The organism is Sphingopyxis sp. KK2 (genome assembly GCF_001990265.1).
Classification (GTDB): domain Bacteria; phylum Pseudomonadota; class Alphaproteobacteria; order Sphingomonadales; family Sphingomonadaceae; genus Sphingopyxis.
In genome coordinates this window covers 1-17286 of the sequence record NZ_LYVN01000086.1, presented here as the reverse complement: position 1 = coordinate 17286, position 17286 = coordinate 1, and the positions used below count along the sequence as shown (strand labels likewise).

General features: G+C 66.1%; 21 protein-coding genes and 1 pseudogene. 18 read left to right on the top strand and 4 right to left on the bottom strand.

Annotation, left to right across the window (positions count from 1 at the left end; translation table 11 throughout):
• The 8 genes and pseudogenes from B1A78_RS14380 to B1A78_RS14345 all read left to right on the top strand — a co-directional run.
• A pseudogene (locus B1A78_RS14380) lies at positions 1–200 on the top strand (hypothetical protein); the annotation flags it as partial.
• Complete coding sequence (locus B1A78_RS14375) at positions 197–1237, top strand: SO2930 family diheme c-type cytochrome (protein ID WP_077147622.1); 1041 nt, start codon at positions 197–199, stop codon at positions 1235–1237. The pseudogene B1A78_RS14380 and the gene B1A78_RS14375, both read left to right, overlap by 4 nt.
• A complete protein-coding gene (maiA, locus tag B1A78_RS14370) occupies positions 1234–1866 on the top strand; it encodes a maleylacetoacetate isomerase (protein ID WP_077147621.1) in 633 nt (210 codons plus the stop codon). Before B1A78_RS14375 ends, maiA begins: the two co-directional genes overlap by 4 nt.
• Positions 1863–3929, top strand: a complete 2067-nt coding sequence (locus B1A78_RS14365; protein ID WP_077147620.1) for a TonB-dependent receptor — start codon at positions 1863–1865, stop codon at positions 3927–3929. Before maiA ends, B1A78_RS14365 begins: the two co-directional genes overlap by 4 nt.
• Positions 3930–3984: 55 nt before the next feature.
• Positions 3985–4431, top strand: coding sequence for a MarR family winged helix-turn-helix transcriptional regulator (locus tag B1A78_RS14360; protein WP_077147619.1), 447 nt, complete (start codon positions 3985–3987; stop codon positions 4429–4431).
• The gene (locus tag B1A78_RS14355; protein WP_083734187.1) at positions 4424–4705 is read left to right on the top strand and encodes an HPr-rel-A system PqqD family peptide chaperone; all 282 of its coding nucleotides are present in this window, start codon (positions 4424–4426) and stop codon (positions 4703–4705) included. Before B1A78_RS14360 ends, B1A78_RS14355 begins: the two co-directional genes overlap by 8 nt.
• A complete protein-coding gene (locus tag B1A78_RS14350) occupies positions 4702–5568 on the top strand; it encodes an HprK-related kinase A (RefSeq protein ID WP_077147617.1) in 867 nt (288 codons plus the stop codon). The genes B1A78_RS14355 and B1A78_RS14350 overlap by 4 nt, the downstream gene beginning before the upstream one ends.
• Positions 5565–6590, top strand: coding sequence for a nucleotidyltransferase family protein (locus B1A78_RS14345; protein WP_077147616.1), 1026 nt, complete (start codon positions 5565–5567; stop codon positions 6588–6590). The genes B1A78_RS14350 and B1A78_RS14345 overlap by 4 nt, the downstream gene beginning before the upstream one ends.
• On the opposite strand, the gene B1A78_RS14340 is transcribed toward B1A78_RS14345, so the two are convergent.
• Entirely contained in the window at positions 6583–7527 is a 945-nt protein-coding gene (locus tag B1A78_RS14340) for a hypothetical protein (protein ID WP_077147615.1), read from the bottom strand. The two genes, B1A78_RS14345 and B1A78_RS14340, sit on opposite strands and share 8 nt — an antisense overlap.
• Entirely contained in the window at positions 7517–8203 is a 687-nt protein-coding gene (locus tag B1A78_RS14335; RefSeq protein WP_077147614.1) for an HAD-IA family hydrolase, read from the bottom strand. Before B1A78_RS14335 ends, B1A78_RS14340 begins: the two co-directional genes overlap by 11 nt.
• 59 nt (positions 8204–8262) lie before the next feature.
• Here B1A78_RS14335 and glmU point away from each other — a divergent pair, with 59 nt between their 5' ends.
• From glmU to B1A78_RS14295, 8 genes are read left to right on the top strand one after another with little or no spacing between them, the layout of a single operon-like run.
• Positions 8263–9621, top strand: a complete 1359-nt coding sequence (gene glmU / locus B1A78_RS14330) for a bifunctional UDP-N-acetylglucosamine diphosphorylase/glucosamine-1-phosphate N-acetyltransferase GlmU (protein WP_256838401.1) — start codon at positions 8263–8265, stop codon at positions 9619–9621.
• 4 nt (positions 9622–9625) lie between these two features.
• Positions 9626–10165 (top strand): GNAT family N-acetyltransferase, encoded by a 540-nt coding sequence (locus B1A78_RS14325; RefSeq protein WP_077147612.1) that lies wholly within the window; start codon positions 9626–9628, stop codon positions 10163–10165.
• The gene (locus tag B1A78_RS14320) at positions 10162–10476 is read left to right on the top strand and encodes a hypothetical protein (RefSeq protein WP_077147611.1); all 315 of its coding nucleotides are present in this window, start codon (positions 10162–10164) and stop codon (positions 10474–10476) included. The genes B1A78_RS14325 and B1A78_RS14320 overlap by 4 nt, the downstream gene beginning before the upstream one ends.
• Complete coding sequence (locus tag B1A78_RS14315; RefSeq protein WP_144037839.1) at positions 10448–11398, top strand: S9 family peptidase; 951 nt, start codon at positions 10448–10450, stop codon at positions 11396–11398. Before B1A78_RS14320 ends, B1A78_RS14315 begins: the two co-directional genes overlap by 29 nt.
• A 30-nt stretch (positions 11399–11428) precedes the next feature.
• Positions 11429–11653 (top strand): ribbon-helix-helix domain-containing protein, encoded by a 225-nt coding sequence (locus B1A78_RS14310; RefSeq protein ID WP_077147610.1) that lies wholly within the window; start codon positions 11429–11431, stop codon positions 11651–11653.
• Positions 11650–12021 carry a PIN domain-containing protein gene (locus tag B1A78_RS14305; RefSeq protein ID WP_077147609.1) on the top strand — a complete coding sequence of 124 codons (372 nt, stop codon included), beginning with the start codon at positions 11650–11652 and terminating at the stop codon, positions 12019–12021. Before B1A78_RS14310 ends, B1A78_RS14305 begins: the two co-directional genes overlap by 4 nt.
• A gap of 13 nt (positions 12022–12034) precedes the next feature.
• Positions 12035–13858: a glutamine--fructose-6-phosphate transaminase (isomerizing) gene (gene glmS / locus B1A78_RS14300; RefSeq protein ID WP_077147608.1), complete on the top strand. Its 1824-nt coding sequence runs from the start codon at positions 12035–12037 to the stop codon at positions 13856–13858.
• Positions 13859–13878: 20 nt separating this feature from the next.
• Positions 13879–14547, top strand: a complete 669-nt coding sequence (locus B1A78_RS14295) for an SMI1/KNR4 family protein (RefSeq protein ID WP_077147607.1) — start codon at positions 13879–13881, stop codon at positions 14545–14547.
• A gap of 21 nt (positions 14548–14568) precedes the next feature.
• Here the strand turns inward: B1A78_RS14295 and B1A78_RS14290 are convergent, their stop codons facing one another.
• On the bottom strand, positions 14569–14772 hold the full coding sequence (locus B1A78_RS14290) for a hypothetical protein (protein WP_077147606.1): 204 nt from the start codon (positions 14770–14772) through the stop codon (positions 14569–14571).
• A gap of 69 nt (positions 14773–14841) precedes the next feature.
• On the opposite strand from B1A78_RS14290, the gene B1A78_RS14285 reads away from it, so the two are divergent.
• Both B1A78_RS14285 and B1A78_RS14280 read left to right on the top strand, forming a co-directional pair.
• Positions 14842–15501, top strand: coding sequence for an HAD family phosphatase (locus tag B1A78_RS14285; RefSeq protein ID WP_077147605.1), 660 nt, complete (start codon positions 14842–14844; stop codon positions 15499–15501).
• 443 nt (positions 15502–15944) lie between these two features.
• A complete protein-coding gene (locus tag B1A78_RS14280) occupies positions 15945–16817 on the top strand; it encodes a dienelactone hydrolase family protein (RefSeq protein ID WP_077147604.1) in 873 nt (290 codons plus the stop codon).
• 18 nt (positions 16818–16835) lie between these two features.
• Here B1A78_RS14280 and B1A78_RS14275 read toward each other — a convergent pair.
• Positions 16836–17286: DUF411 domain-containing protein (locus tag B1A78_RS14275; protein WP_372236883.1), on the bottom strand; the 451-nt coding region annotated here is incomplete at its 5' end.

Genomic DNA, 17286 nt, shown 5'->3' with positions numbered 1-17286 from the left:
TCCCGCCGGTGCTGTGGGACGGCGCGGGCGAGGATGTCGTCGTGCTCGACAAGGTCGGGGTGCTGTCGCTGGGGCTGCCCGATGTGGCGACGCCGCGCGAGCAGGCGAAACCCGCGCCCGCCGACCTGTCGAAGGGCACGCCGCCGGCGGCGCTTCCCGGTATCACGCTGCCCGCGAGCATGGAGGCGAAGGTCAAGTGAAGCGTATCGCCGCAGCCTTGGCGGCGGCTTTGCTGTCGATCGGCGCCAAGCCCTTGGTGCAAGTGGATCTGCCGAACCAGTCGGTCATCGACGGGTCGACGACGCCCGCGAAACTGTCGGCGTTCGGACTGTTCGAGCGGGATTCGAGCCGGCCGGCCCTCGGGCCGACACCCTACACCCTCCGCACGCCGCTGTTCAGCGATTATGCGGACAAGTCACGGCTGTTCTGGATACCGCTCGGCAAAAAGGCGCGCGTGGACGCCGACGGCACCATCATATTTCCGGTCGGGTCGGTGATCGTCAAAAGCTTCGGGTGGGCGAGCCATAATGAGGGCAGGCCCGTGGAAACGCGGCTGCTCATTCACCGCGCCGAGGGCTGGGTCGCGCTTCCCTATGTCTGGGACGCCGATGGCCGCGACGCGACGCTGGCGCTTGGCGGGCGGCGGGTGCCGATCAACTTCACCGCGCCCGATGGCAAGGCGATGTCGATCAATTACGCGGTACCCAACAAGAATCAGTGCAAGGAATGCCATGCGCTTGCTGGCGCCATTCAGCCTATCGGGCCAAAGGCCCGCAATTTCGTCGTGGCGACTAACGGGCTGCCCGAATTACTCGCCACACAATTCGCGAACCCCGAGGCGCTGAATCCCGTCCTGCCGGTCTATAGCAGGCCCGAGACCGGCAGCGTCGCCGAGCGCGCTCGCGCCTATCTCGACGTCAATTGCGCGCATTGCCACAATCCGGCGGGGAGCGCGTCGAACAGCGGGCTGTTCCTGCGTTGGACCGACGATCCGGCGGGCGTCAATTACGGCATCGGCAAGCGCCCGACGGCGGCGGGGCGCGGCAGCGGGGGCATGGATTTCGCGATTGCGCCGGGCGATCCCGACCACAGCTATATGATCTATCGCCTCGAAAGCACCGACCCCGGCATCGCGATGCCCGAGGTCGGACGATCGACGGTCCATAAGGAAGGTGCGGCGCTGCTGCGGCAGTGGATTGCGCAGATGCCGAAGGACGGGCAGAAGCCCGCGTCATGACCAGCCTTGTCCTCCATGATTATTTCCGCTCCTCGGCGAGCTATCGCGTGCGCATCGCGCTCAACCTGAAAGAGCTCGCCTATGAGCGCGTCGAGGTCAGCCTGATCGCCGGCGAGCAGCGCAGCGACGCCTATCTCGAACTCAATGCGCAGGGGTTCGTGCCGCTGCTGGTCGCCGATGGCGAGACGATCATCCAGAGCATGGCGATCATCGACTGGCTCGACCGTGCCTATCCCGAACCGCGGCTGATCCCCGAGGAAGCGATGCCGCGCGCGGTTGCGCTGGCGCAGGCGCAGGTCATCGCGAGCGACATCCATCCGCTCAACAACCTCCGCGTGCTCAAATATCTGACCCGCGACCTCGGGCTCAACGAGGTGACCAAGGACCGCTGGATCGCGACCTGGATCGCGCAGGGGTTTGACGCGCTCGAAGCGATGGCGGGCGACGGCACCTATCTCGGCGGCAAAACCCCGAGCATCGCCGACTGCTGCCTGGTGCCGCAGATGTACAACGCGCGGCGCTTCGAGGTGCCGCTCGACGCCTATCCGCGGCTCGTCGAAATCGACGCGGCGTGTCTGGAACTGGACGCGTTTCAGAGGGCACATCCCGACGCGGTCAAGCCCGCATGATCCGGCTGCTGGCGGGGGCCGCGCTGCTGGCAATGCCGGCGGCGGCGATGGCGCAAACATCGGAAGATGGCGGCTATCACGACGTCGAAGAGCCGGATTGGACGACCGCTGACCCGAAGATCATACGCGATCCGTATGACATCGTGGTCTACGGCGGGCTTCTCCGATCGGCGACGAGCGATCGGACGCAGAGTTCGACGCTGATTTCCGATCTCGATGCCGGGCTTGGCTCGCGGATCGAAAACCGCCTCCGCGACGAGGCCGGGATCGTCCAGTTCCGCCGTTCCGACGGCCGCTCCGCACATCCGACGAGCCAGGGCGTGACGCTGCGCGGGCTTGGCGGCAACGCGTCGAGCCGCGCGCTGGTGACGCTCGACGGCATTCCGCAGGCCGATCCTTTCGGCGGCTGGGTCGCATGGAGCGCCTATGACGCGATCAACCTCGGCGGGATTGTCGTGACGCGCGGCGGCGGTAGCGGCGCCGATGGTCCGGGCGCGCTCGGGGGGACGATAGGCCTTTATTCGACGATGACCAATGGGGTGACCGCCAGTGCCGCTTATGGCAGCGGCGGCAGCTGGGATGTCTCGGCCAGCGCCGGGACGCAGCTCGGCAATGGACAGGTCGCTCTCGACGGACGCTACAGCCGCGGCGACGGCTTTATCCCCGTCGCGAAAGGCCAGCGCGGCGCGGTCGATCGTGCCGCGCCCTATGAACAGGGTGGCATTGGCGTGCGGTTGCGTTTCGATGCGGGTGACAACAGCCGGGTCGAGGCGAGCCTGCGCGGCTTCGCCGACCGGCGCGACCGCGGCACCGATTTCACATCGAGCAAGACCGACGGCGTCGATGCCAGCCTGCGCTTCGTCCACGATCCCCATGGCGAAACCCAGTGGCTCGCGCTCGCCTATGTACAGGTCCGCGATCTGGAGAGTGGCTTCGCGAGCGTCGCTGCGGGCCGGGGCAGCGTCGCCCCGGCGCTGTTCCAGCGCGTGCCTGCGACCGGCCTGGGTGCGCGGTTCGAGCTCCGCCCGGCGATCGGAGGCGACAATCCGCTGCGCATCGGTGCCGACTGGCGGCGCACCACTGGCCGGACCGAGGAGGATTTCTTCTTCAGCGGCGTCACGCCGGGCCGCCACCGCATCGCGGGCGGCAGCAGCGATACGGTCGGCGCCTTCGCCGAATGGACCTCGGGCGATGCCGCGGACGGTTTGCTCTGGACGCTGAGCGGGCGCGTAGACCGCTGGTGGCTGGGCACGGGCTATCGGCTCGAACGCAATATCGGCGGCAGTATGATCACCGATCTGAACTTCAACGCGCGCGAGGGCTGGGAAGGCAGCGGGCGTGCGGGCGTGCGCTGGACGTCGGAGTTCTTCTCGCTGCGCGCCGCCGCCTATCGAGGCTGGCGCCTGCCGACGCTCAACGAGCTTTACCGGCCGTTCCGCGTCGGTGCCGAGGTGACGACTGCGAACGAGATGCTCAAGCCCGAGCGGCTGTGGGGCGGTGAGGTCGGCGCCGACTGGGACAATGGCTCGACCAAGCTGTCGGCGACCTTGTTCGCCAATCACCTCAGCGATGCGATCGCCAATGTGACGCTCGCGCCGAACCTCAACCAGCGGCAGAACCTCGATGCGATCGACAGCAAGGGCATCGAATTCAGCGCCGAGCAGGTCATCGGCCCCGCGACGTTGCGCGTGACTTATGCCTTCACCGATGCCGAGGTCGACGCCTCGGGCCTCGCGGCGAATCTCGACGGGCGGCGGCCGGCGCAGATCGCGAAACATGGTGGCAGCGTGTCGGTCCGCGCCAATGGTCGGGGGCCTTTCGGCGGCTTTGCGACCTTGCGCTATATCGGCAAGCAGAATGAAGACGACTTGGGGCTGCTGGTGCTGGGCGACGCGCTGACGCTCGACGCCGGGTTGTCGTGGCACCTCAGCGATGCCGTCAGCATCGAGGCGCGGGGCGAAAATCTGTTCGACGAACTGGTCCCGGCGGCGATTTCGTCGGCGGGCATCGTCGAGCGCGCGACCCCGCGCACCCTTTGGGCCGGCGTGCGCGTCTCTTTCTAGGAAAATCGCGCAATTGCGCCCTTCACAGCGCGCATATTGTCGATAAGAAAAGAGCATGGGCGCCAAAAAACTCAACCTCGACAATTTCCTGCCATATCGTCTGTCGATCGCGTCGAACGCGCTGTCGGAACGGATCGCGGCCGAATATCAGAACCGCTTCGGGCTCAAGATCCCCGAATGGCGGCTGATGGCGGTGCTGGGGGAGGGGCAGCCCAAGACCCAGCGCGAGCTGGTCCAGGCGACGCGCATGGACAAAGTGACGGTCAACCGCGCGGCAAAGGCGCTCGCCGACCGCCAGCTGATCGCGCGGCAGGCGCATGAGGCCGACGGGCGATCGCACCATCTCGACCTCACCGACACCGGGCGCGAGCTTTATGATGCGATCGTGCCGGCGGCGCTGGCGAGCGAGGCGCGGCTCGAATCGAACATCAGCGCCGCCGAACGCGCGACGCTGCTCGCGATCCTCGCCAAGCTGACCGCCGCCGCCGAAGATTATGGCTGATCCTTTCTATCGCGCGGCGGGCGAGGGGGAATTGCGGATCGAGCCGCTGGGCGAACTGACCGCGATCTTCGACCGTCGTTCGATGCAGACGCACCTCGTCACCCAGCCGATCCCCGAAATCCTCGCCGCACTGGAAAAGGGGCCCGGCGATGCGGCGACCCTCGCCGCGCGGCTCGCCGACCGCTTCGATCTGGATGGTGAGGGCGATGCGGTGGCGATCGTCGCCGACCGGCTGGCAGAGCTTGCCGCCATGGGGCTGGTGGAACCTGCGTGAGGCATCGCACGCGCATCGCCGTCGGCCCCGTTCAGTTCCGCATCGGTAGCGACTGGGCGCCGCCGATTGCGGCGCTGAAACGCCTTTACGCGGGCTATCCGCGCGACACGGACCGTCCTGCCGATGCGACGGTGCGACTGTTCGCGGCGCGGCCGTGGCGCCGCTGGTTGCGCCCGTCGGTGCATATCGGCGGCGATTTCATCGTCCCCGACGCGTTGCCATTGCCGCTGTCGATGGGGCTGCTTGCCGCCGAAATGGGGATGAACCTGCAGGTCGCGCTCGGCTGGCGGCGGCACATGCTGCTCCACGCGAGCGCGGTCGCGAAGGATGGCCGCGCGGTCATCCTGTCGGGCGAGTCCGGCTCGGGCAAGTCGACCCTCGCGGCGCTGCTGGGCGAGGGCGACTGGCGGCTGATGGGCGACGAATTCACGCTGGTCGATCCGGGCAGCGGCGACGCGCTCGCCTTCCCGCGCGCGGTCAGCCTGAAGAACGAAGCAATCGCGGAGGTCGAGGCACGGGTCGATCCGGCGCGGCTCGGTCCGCTGCTCGCGGGCACCCCGAAGGGCGATATCCGCCACCTGATCCCGCGCGCCGACGCGATCGCGGCGATGCACGAGCCGGTGCGCCCGGCGCTGCTGCTCTTCCCGCGCTTCGGCGGCGAACCCGCGATCGAACGGATCGGCGAGGGCGAGGCGTTCGTGCGCCTGACCGAAGCCTCGACCAATTATATCGCGCTCGGCGAGGCGGGTTTTGCCGCGCTGACGCGGCTGGTGCGCGACACCCCGGCATTCACCATTTCCTATCCCGACAGCGCCAGCGGGATGACGATCGTCGAGCAACTTTGGACCGAGGCGGTGCGATGAGTGCGGTCGGCGCCCTCGTCGATCTGCTTGCCGGCCGCCGCGATGCCGCAGCGCTCGGCCCGCGCGACTGGGACGGCGTCATTTCGGTCGCGCGCGCCGAGGCGCTGCTCGGCACGCTCGCGCACCGGCTGAACGATGCGCGCCTTCCCGCGCCGGTCGCGCTGCTCTTCGCCGACATGCGCGCCGCCGCGACCGTCGCGACGCGACAGGCCTTGTGGGAAGCCGAAATGGCGCGCCGCGCGCTCGCTCCGCACGGCATCGAATTCGTGCTGCTCAAGGGCACCGCCTATGCCGCCGCGAACCTCCCCTGCGCCGCAGGGCGCCAGATCGGCGATCTCGACATCCTCGTCCCCTGGCACGACCTTGCGCGCGCCGAAAATGCGCTGCGCGTCGCGGGGTGGGAATGGGTGAAGGAGGACGCCTATGACGACGCCTATTACCGCGACCATATGCACGAGCTGCCGCCGCTGATCCATCGTGAGCGCGACCGGATGATCGACGTCCATCACACGATCCTGCCGCGCACCCACCGTATAACCCCCGACGCGCTGGCGCTGGTCGGCGACGCAGTGCGCACCCCGGACGGGCTGTCGATCTTGTGCCCGACCGACATGGCGTGCCACTGCGCCGCGCATATGATCGCCGACGGCGACCTGCAGGGGGGGCTGCGCAACCTGTGGGATTTCCATCGGCTGGTGACCGACTTCGCTGCCGCTGATCGCGGTTTCTGGGGCAAGCTCGACGAACGCGCCGAGATGCACGGGCTCGAGGGTTCTGTGCACCGTGCGGCGCGACTGGCGCGCGACCTCTATGGCACGAAGCTTCCCTCGGGCTGGAACCGCCATCGCCCGCGCGACGAACGTTATCAGCGCCGCCTGCTCGCGCGCGATGGCTGGGGCGGCGCGACCGATCCGCTGTTGCAGCAGGCCTTCTACATCCGCTCGCACTGGCTGCGCATGCCGCCGCTGATGCTGGCGCGCCATTTGTGGACCAAATGGCGCAAGGGGCACCATCCTATTTGAAGCTGCCCATGATCTTCGTCTGACTGTCCCGCATCCTTTGCTGTCCGGCGCGGGCGATCGCGTCGAGCTGCTCGGCCAGATCGTTGATCCGGTCGCCGTGCCGGTTGAAAGCGGCCATGTCGCTCCGCGACGTGAAAGCAAAGACATGGCCGTCGGGCATCCAGTTTCCGCGTGCCAGAACGCGGCACCCCGCATGCGCTTCATCGATCTGTCGGCTGTGGAGGTCCCAGGTCCGTTCGACGTCCGACAGGGCCTGCGGCATCGCCGCCTCGACGCCGCTCAGTGCAGCCTCGACCAGCTCGTCCGGCGCGTCGATCGCGCTGAATTCGTCCCGGCCCCGCTTGATCAGGGCCAGGTGCCGCGCCTTGAATTTCGGGATGTCGGCCTTGATCGCAATGATCGCGCCGCAGTTTTTGACCATGCCCGGGTTCACGCGGACACGGTCGGCATCGAACAACGCGAACGCCCCGGCCTGATCGAGCTTGAGCATATATTCGTCGTTGAGCTTCTCGGCTTCCTTGGCGAGCTTGATCGTCGCCCGCGAGAAGGGGCCGTGGGTGGCCGGATCCGGCGGCACGACCAGTCGTCCTCCGCAGTCGAAATGCAGCTTGCTGAACGTGTCCATGTCCGCCTTGAGCACGGCGACATTCTGTTCGGCCTTGCCGAGGTTGATCAGCATGACGACGACGAAGATGGCCGCCGTCGTCGCGATCGGTTTCCACGCCGCCGCCTCACGAAACCAGGTGAAATAGAGGATTGCCGCGATCGCTGTAGTCTGGAGCAGGCTGACCATCAGCACGCCGCTCGGCGAGACCTGTGTCGCGTTGGTCGCCGCGATGCCGACCATGATGATCAGCGCCGCCAGCCCGCCGCCCAGCCGGATCAGCGGGTTCGGCCCCGCGGTCTCGATCTCGCCGTCCCATAGCTCATCCGACATTCTTGTCCCCCAAGCCGCCCAGCAACGGCAGCAAGTCGTCGTAGTGACCGATAAAATGGTCGGCGCCAAGCGCATCGACGGGGCGGTCGAGAAAACCGAAACCGACCGCGATGCTCGTCACTCCCGCGGCGTTGGCGGCCATGATGTCGTAGATGCTGTCGCCGACAAAGGCGGTCGGACCGCCGCCGCAGCGGGTCATCATCTCAAGGATCGGAGCGGGGGAGGGCTTGGCGTTGCCGGGGCCGAGCGTGTCGCCGCCGATGATCGTCGCCATCCGGTCGGCAAGCCCAAGTTCGCCGAGCAGGATGCGCGCAAGCCGTTCGGTCTTGTTGGTGACCACAGCGGTCTTCACCCCCCGCGCGTCAAGGGCGTCGAGCGCGTCGATCAGACCGGGGAAGGGCCGGCTATGGACCGCGATATGGCCTTCATAATGGTGCAGGAACTCACGGAACAGCCGCTCGAAATCGCCGCCCGGCACCCCGCCGGTCGCGAGCAGCCCCTGTTCGAGCATATGCCGCCCGCCGAGCCCGATCATCGGCCGCACCTGATCGACCGCCAGCGGCGGACGCGCGGCGAGGCCCAGCGCGTGGTTGACCCCCGCGGCGAGGTCGCCCGCGGTATCGACCAGCGTGCCGTCGAGGTCGAAGCCGATAATGGAGAAGGGAAAGTCGCTCATCGCGTCGGCATGGCGCGATGGTCTGGAAACCGCAATGATTTGCTGGCATGGCGACGCACATGAGCAATCCGATCGCTGCCCCCATAGCCGCCATAGTCCTCGCCGCGGGCAAGGGCACCCGCATGAAGTCCGATACGCACAAGGTGCTGCACCCGATCGCCGGGCGACCGATGCTGATGCACCTGATGGCGAGCGTCGATGCGCTGGCCCCCGCGAAGAAGGTCGTGATCGTCGGCGACAAGGCCGAGCAGCTCGAAAAGGCGCTTGCGGGCAGCGCCGACCTTGCGGTTCAGGAACCGCAGCTCGGCACCGGCCATGCGGTGCAGCAGGCCGAAAGGGCGCTGACGGGCTTCGATGGCGATGTGCTGATCCTCTATGGCGACGTGCCCTTCGTGCCGACCGCAACGATGCAGGCGATGATCGACCGGCTGAACGCGCCCGATGCGCCTGCCGTGGTCGTGCTCGCGTTCGAGCCCGCCGATGCGCAGCAATATGGCCGTGTCATCACCGACGGCGACTATGTGACCAAGATGGTCGAGCATAAGGATGCGACGCCCGAGGAGCGCGCGGTGCGCCTGTGCAATTCGGGGCTGATGGCGGCAAAATCGGCCGACCTCTTCGCGCTGCTCGCGCGCGTCACCGATGACAATGCGGCGAAGGAGTTCTACCTCGTCGATATCGTCAATATCGCCAATGCCGACGGGCGGCATTGCGCGGTGGTCGTGACCGATCCCTATGATGTCGCGGGCATCAACAGCCGCGGCGAGCTCGCGGCGATGGAGGGCGAGTGGCAGGCGCGCCGCCGGGCACAGGCGATGGCCGATGGTGCCAGCCTGATCGCCCCCGACACCGTTTGGTTCGCCTGGGATACCAGGCTCGGCCGCGATGTGCTGGTCGAACCCAATGTCTTCTTCGGCCCCGGCGTGACCGTCGCCGACCATGTGAAGATCCGCGCCAACAGCCATATCGAGGGCGCGACGATCGGCACGGGGTGCGAGGTCGGTCCTTTCGCGCGGCTGCGCCCCGGCGCGGTGATGGAGGAAAAGGCCAAGGTCGGCAATTTCGTCGAGATGAAGAAGGCGGTGCTCGGCAAGGGCGCCAAGGCGAACCATCTGACCTATCTGGGCGACGCGATCGTCGGCGCGGGCGCCAATATCGGTGCGGGCACGATCACCTGCAATTATGACGGCTATTTCAAATATCAGACGGTGATCGGCGAGAACGCCTTCATCGGCAGTAACAGCGCGCTGATCGCCCCCGTCACCATTGGCCGCGACGCGATCGTCGCCGCAGGCAGCGCGGTGTCGCGCGACGTCGGCGACGGCGACCTGCGCATGGTGCGCGCCGAGCAACTGGTCAAACCCGGCTGGGCCGACCGTTTCCACGACACGATGCGCAAGAAGAAGGCGGGCAAATAGGCCGATGCCTGCGCCGACGCTGACGACCGCGCGCCTCGCGCTGCGCCAATTGCGCGAGGATGATGCCGCCGCGCTGTTTCCCGTGCTGTCCGATGCGGAGGTGATGACCTGGTGGTCGAGCGGTCCGCACCGGTCGCTCGCCGAGACGACGGATTATGTCAAAGGCAACGCCGCCGAGGGGCAGGGCTTTTTGTGCTGGGCGATCACCGCGGGCGACGACGTGGCGCTCGGCTGGGTGATCCTGATCGACGGCAAGCCCGACGTGAAGGAGATCGGCTATATCCTGCGCCGCGATCGCTGGGGCGGCGGTATCGCGCGCGAAGCGGTGGCACGGGTGATCGACCATGGTTTCACCGATCTCGGGTTGCGCCGTATCTTTGCCGACACCGATCCCGAAAACCCCGGCTCGATCGGATTGCTCGAGCGCCTGGGTTTCCAGCGCGAAGGCCGGCTGCGCGGCGAGTGGGAAACGCATATCGGCGTGCGCGATTCGCTGATCTACGGCCTGCTCCGCGACGAATGGATGATGGAGAAAAAGGCGTGAGCGACCGCTATACCGACAAGCCCTTCCTGCGCTTCGTCGACGCGTGGGTGCTCGACGCGATCGGCCATCTCGACGAGCCGACCGCGACCTATTGCAAGGCGATGGAGCCGCAACTCCACAAGAGTTTCGGCACGACCGGCAGCTGGCCGGCGATCGTCGCGAAGCAGATGAAGTTCGGCCCCGACCTGCCCGCGCAGATCCGCAAGATCTGGGAAGGGGGCAAGGCGCGCTTCGAAGCGGCGAACGGCACCCCCGCCGACCCGGTGCAGTTCGCGATGATCTATGTCGACCGGAATTTCGGGCAGCAGTGACGGGGGAGTGGGGGGTGTGACTATGAGGCGGATTGCGTTGCTTGCGTCGACATTTTTGATCGCGGGGGCGGCGGCGTGCAGCGAGCCTGCCACTGACCTCACAAGCGCACGCGCCGGACACAAGCCCATCGTGGCAGCTGAAGTGCGCCAGAGCGATCCGCCGCCCAAGCCGCCGGCAAAGCTCATGTCGGTGGTCCACTACCCCAGCGCGGTCGGCGCGATATCCGGCTATCTGACACCGATCCCCGAAGACGGTCAGCGGCACCCGGCGATCGTCTGGGTTAGCGGCGGCGATCTCGCGATCGGCGATTTCTGGTCGCCCAAACCCCGCGAAAATGATCAGTCGGCGGCCGCCTTTCGCGAGCGCGGCGTCGTGACCTTCTACCCCTCGCTTCGCGGCCTCAACGGCAATCCCGGACATAGCGAGGCTTTCTACGGCGAGGTCGACGATCTGGTCGCGGCAACGCGTTGGCTGAAGCAGCAGCCGGGGATAGACCCCGCACGCGTCTATCTGGGCGGGCACAGCACCGGCGGCACGCTGGTGCTGCTGGCGTCCGAATATTCCGATGAATGGGCGGGCGTCTTCTCTTTCGGCCCGGTGATCGATCCGCGGCTGTATGGCGACATGTTTCCGATCGAAACCAAGGACAAGCCGGGCATCAAGCTGCGCGCGCCGATCCACTGGCTGGCATCGGTTCGCAAGCCGACCCTGGTAATCGAAGGCAGCGAACGTGGGAATATCGTCGATCTCAACGAGATGAAGGCGGTGAGCAGCAATCCGCAGCTTCATTTTGTCGCGGGCGCGGGATGCGACCACTTTACCATATTGCGCCCGGCCAGCGAGATCATCGCCGATGCGATCCACGCCGGCGTCGTTGACGCACTCTGGACGGGCGAGAAGTTCACGAACGTCTGCGGTTGATTTGATATCATGATATGATATCAATGATGAATGCGCTTCCTCGCTGACATACCCGATTCCGACGTCGAATGGCTCGACGCCCTCGCCGCCGGGCAGGGCGTCTCGCGCGCCGAGCTCGTCCGCCGCGCGGTCGCGTCCTATCGCGCCGATGCTTCGGGTGATGCGATCGACAATGCGTTCGGCATCTGGCGTGATCGCGCCGATATCGGCGACGGGCTGAAGTATCAGCGCCGCCTCAGGGGCAAGCGCGAATGATCGACGCGCAGTTCGACAGCGATATCCTCATCGATGCGCTCAACGGCGTCGAGGCGGCGCGCAGCGAGATTCGCCGCGCGGGGCGCAAGAGCGTCAGCCGGATCAGCTGGACCGAGGTGATGACCGCCGCCGACCCCGCGTCGGTGAAGGCGGTCGAGGCGTTTCTCGGCTGCTTCGCGGTCGAGGAGGTCGGCGATGCCGTCGCGCGCCGTGCCGCCGCGCTGCGCGCCGAGCGCAAGGGGCTGACGCTTTGCGACGCGCTCGTGCTCGCGACCGCGCAAATCGGCGGCCGCATTCTCGTTACACGCAATATCAAGGTGTTTCCGGCAGCCATGCCGGGTATTCGCGTTCCCTACACGCTCTCATAGAAAGCCAAGACCCATGTGCGGAATCATCGGAATCGTCGGCAAGGACCAGGTTGCGGACCGGCTGGTCGATGGCCTCAAGCGCATGGAATATCGCGGCTATGATTCGGCGGGCGTGTGCACGGTCGAAGGCGGCCAGCTCGTGCGCCGCCGCGCCGAGGGCAAGCTCGGCAATCTGGTGAAGGAACTTGGCAGCAATCCCGCGCCGGGCCTCGTCGGGATCGCGCACACGCGCTGGGCGACGCATGGTGCGCCGACGACGAGCAACGCGCATCCGCATGCGACGGGCGAGGTCGCGCTGGTCCACAACGGCATCATCGAGAATTTCAAGCCGCTGCGCGAGGCGCTGCAGGCGCGCGGCCGGACGTTCGAGAGCGAGACCGATACCGAGGTCGTCGCGCATCTGGTGAGCGAGCAGGTCGAGGCCGGCAAGTCGCCGACCGAGGCCGTGCAGGCGGTCCTGCCGCAGCTCCGCGGCGCCTTTGCGCTCGCCATCGCTTTCCGCACCCATCCCGACCTCTTGATCGGCGCGCGGCTCGGCTCGCCGCTCGTCGTCGGTTATGGCGAGGGCGAGACCTATCTCGGCTCGGATGCGCTTGCGCTCGCCCCGCTGACGCAGAAGATCGCCTATCTCGAGGAAGGCGACTGGGTCGTCATCACGCGCGAGGGCGCGCAGATCTTCGACAGCGCGAACAACCCCGTGATGCGCGAAATCACCACCAGCGGCGTCACCGCCGCGACGATCGAGAAGGGCAATTACCGCCACTTCATGCAGAAGGAGATTTTCGAGCAGCCGACCGTGGTCGCGCAGACGCTCTCCTCCTACATCCGCCCGCTCGAACAGACCGTCGCGCTGCCGCAGATGGATTTCGACCTCTCGGCGATCGACCGCATCACCATTGTCGCGTGCGGCACCAGCTTCTACGCCGGCATGGTCGCCAAATATTGGTTCGAGACCTTCGCGCGCGTGCCCGTCGACATCGATGTCGCGTCCGAATTCCGTTACCGCGACCCGGTGCTCCAGCCCGGCGGGCTCGCGCTCTTCATTTCGCAGTCGGGCGAGACCGCCGACACGCTCGCGGCGCTCCGCCATTGCAAGACGAACGGCCAGACGATCGCGGTCGTCGTCAATGTGCCGACCAGCAGCATGGCGCGCGAGGCGGACCTGTTGCTACCGACGCACGCCGGCCCGGAGATCGGTGTGGCGTCGACGAAAGCCTTCACCTGCCAGCTCGCGGTGCTCGCCGCGCTCGCCGCGCATCTCGCGCTCAAGAAGGGCAAGCTCAGCGCCGAGGAAGAGCGCGAGATCGTCAAGCATCTGATCGAGGCCCCCGCCGCGCTCAACGCCGCGCTCGCCCACGACGAGGAGATTGCAGCGATGGCCCACCTCGTCGCCCCGGCGCGCGACGTGCTCTACCTCGGCCGCGGCCCCGACTATCCGCTCGCCTTGGAAGGCGCGCTCAAGCTCAAGGAAATCAGCTACATCCACGCCGAAGGCTATGCCTCGGGCGAGATGAAGCACGGCCCGATCGCGCTGATCGACGAGGCGGTCCCGGTAATCGTCCTCGCGCCCTCGGGCCCGCTGTTCGAAAAGACCGTGAGCAACATGCAGGAAGTGATGGCGCGCGGCGGCAAGATCGTCCTGATCAGCGACGCCGAAGGCCTCGCCGAAGCCGGCGACGGCTGCATGGCGACGATCGAAATGCCCAAGGTCCACCCGCTGATCGCACCGCTGGTCTATGCGGTGCCGGTGCAGCTTCTGGCTTATCATGTGGCGGTGGCGAAGGGGACTGATGTGGATCAGCCGCGCAATCTGGCGAAGTCGGTGACGGTGGAGTAGTTCGATCGTTGGGATCAGCCATGGCGAAGATATTTCACGACTTTGACCTGTCGGCCTTTTGGGAAGATTCGGATTGGGCCGACGATGAATATGTCGAACCCTTCCCAACGCCGGACATCATTAGATCGGTGGAAGAGGAACTTGGGTATCGACTGCCGGCCGCTTATATTGAGCTGATGCAGTCGCAAAACGGCGGTTGCCCAGTTAACACGTGTTACCGAACGGAGACACGGACATCGTGGGCCGAGGATCATGTTGCGATAACAGGCTTTAAGGCGATCGGGCGGAAGCAGATATGGTCGCTGTGCGGAGACTTGGGAAGCCGACAATCCAATGACGAATGGGGATATCCGGAAATCGGGATCTATTTCGGCGACTGTCCCTCTGCTGGTCACGACATGTTGTGCCTCGACTATCGCGAGTGCGGCCCATCCGGGGAGCCCAAGGTCGTCCATATTGATCAGGAATGCGATTACCGGATCACCCATGTCGCCGACAATTTTGAGGCTTTCATTCGCGGATTGGAGCCAGAAGACGCGTTCGAGTCTGAGATTGACGACTTGCAGGTCGCGCCGAAGGTAATTTCAGTTTGGATCAACCCTGATTTTGCGAAGGAGCAAGGCATCGACATAGTCGACGGAGCTGCTTCCAAACAGCCTTGGTGGGCTTTCTGGCGTCGCAAAAAATGACCGTCATTATTCTTGGTCTGATTACTGCAGACCATCTCGCTCCTTCGCGTTCGCCTGCTCCAAAATCGACGCCGCAATATCCTCCAGCTTGCCGACGATCAGCAGCGGTGCGCCGCCGACCATGCCGACCTGCACCTGCCCATTTTCATAGTCGCGCAGCCAGGCGACATTGTCGGCGACGACGAGGTAATTGCCGCCGCGCGACTTGAGCTCGATAAATTTCATGATTGCGTCTCCTGCCGCGCTGGCTTCTAGGGCGCAGAAGTTGCAGTCGCATAAACAGGACGCTCGCTCATGACCCCCGCCGCCATCATCTTCGACTTCGACGGCGTCATCGCCGACAGCGAGGTGCGCGCGAATCTTTCCTTGTCCGAGAGCTTGACCGCGATCGGCATGCCGACGACATACGACGAGAGTTTGCGCGACTATTACGGCCATAATTGGCAGGAGACGCAGCGGCGGATCGAGGCGCGCTTCGGCCGGCCGCTGCCCGCCGATTTCCGCGAGCAGCATCGGACGCGGGCGCGGGCGCGTTTCATGGAGGGTTTCGACGCGGTGCCCGGCGCGCCCGCTTTCCTCGATACGCTGGGGCCGATGCCGCGCGCGATCGCCTCGTCGAGCCGCGCCGAATATATCGGCTGGGCGCTAGGGCTGTTCGGGCTCGGCCATCACTTCGAGGGGCATGTCTACAGCGCCGACGGCTGGGACCGCGGCAAGCCCTCTCCCGACATCTATCTTGCCGCGGCGCAGGGCCTTGGCGTCGATCCGGCGCTTTGCCTCGCGATCGAAGATTCGCCGACCGGCGCCCGTTCCGCGCTGGCGGCGGGAATGACCGTGATCGGTTTCTGCGGCGCCGGTCATATCGTCGACCGCGTCGCGCATGGCGCGATGCTGCGCGAGGTCGGAGTGCGCCATGTGGCTCTGAGCTTCGAGGATATCGCCGCCATCGCCTGACGCCAATCCGGTGTGGCGTGAGCGCGACGCGCCCGACTTCCAGATCTCTTTGTGGCTTCGTGGCTTTGTGCGAGTTTCATTTTTCGCACGAAGCCACGAAGCCACGAAGAGGGTCTCAGCCAGCAATCCGCAGTTGGTAAGGCGACAAAAAGCGCTGTCCTAAAAAACATCGCCATATTAGCGTGATGACGACTCCAAGCTGCGCCCCTCTGGGCAGTACCGAAAAGGCCGATCGCGAATGAAGTTGCGCAGTTTTCCGCCATTTTCTTTGCGTGGGCGATTTGCGTTCCCCGGCGAAAGCCGGGGTCCAGCGGATCGGGCGCGCTGTTGACCTTCTGGGCCCCGGCTTTCGCCGGGCAGCAGTGAGCGGACTATGAATTGCGAATGAAGTTCGGCGGTTTCCTGCCGCTTTTCCAAATCCCCCCCCCCCAAGGAGAGACATCATGTGCACCCACGAAACCGAAGCCGACCTCGATCGCGCCGGGCTGCCCGTCGGGCGGCGCAGCTTTACCGCGCTCGCCGGCGCCGGGGCGCTGATGGCGGCGCTGCCGGCGCGCGCGATGGCGGGCAAGCCGGTCAAGGGCCGCGATGTCGAGATCAAGACCGCCGACGGCACCTGCGACGCCTATTTCGTCGCGCCCGCCGAGGGCAAGCACCCCGCTGTGCTGGTGTGGCCCGATATTCGCGGCCTGCGCCCCGCCTTTCGCCAGATGGCCGACCGGCTCGCGGCCGAGGGCTATGCGGTGCTGACGGTCAACCCCTTCTACCGCTGGCAGAAATCGCCCGTCGTCGACGCGGCGAATGATTTCAACGTGCCCGAGGTACGCGAGAAACTGTTCGGCTATCTCAAACAACTGACCAAGGCACCGGTCACCACCGACGCGACCGCGCATCTCGCCTTCCTTGACGCGCAGAAGGAGGTCGATACCAAGCGGCGGATCGGCACCACCGGATACTGCATGGGCGGCGCGATGACGATCTACACCGCTGCGCTCAGCCCCAATCGCGTCGGGGCGGCGGCGAGCTTCCACGGCGGCGGGGTCGCCACCGACAAGCCCGACAGCCCGCATCTGCTGATCGACGATACCAACGCCGGCTATCTCTTCGCGATCGCCGACAATGACGACAAGGAAACCCCGAACGAAAAGGTCCTGCTGGCCGAGGCGCTCAAGCCGCGCCCGCAGTGGCACGAGGTCGAGGTCTATGCCGGCGCGATGCACGGCTGGTGCCCGCCCGACGGCCGCGCCTATAACGAGGCGGCGGCCGAAAAGGCGTGGGGGCGGATGCTCGAACTGTTCAAGGCCGAGCTCGCCTGATCGCCGGCGGGCGGCGGCTCAGCCGCCGCTCGCGGCATAGCTCGCATAGACGCGCTGGCCGCCGGGGCCGAAGGTCATGACTTTATAGGCGTCGCGGATGTTGCGATATTCCATGCCCGGCGACCCGGTGGGCATGCCCGCGACCGCGAGGCCCTTGACGCCCTTGGGCTTTTCCCTGAGCAGCCGGGCGATTTCGCGCGCCGGGACATGACCCTCGATCACATAGCCGCCGACGAGCACGGTGTGGCAGCTGCGCAGCGCTTCGGGAATGCCCTGTTTGTCCTTGACCGCGTCCATGTTCGGCGAATTGACCACCGTCACCTTGGCGCTGAACGACGTCTTCACCAGCTCGAGCCATTTGAGGCAGCAGCCGCAGCCGGCGTCGCGGAACATCGTCGGATTGGCGGCGTGCGCGGTGCCGATGATGCTGGCAAGCGCGGCGAAAGCGAAGAGGGTGTGGCGGGCGGGG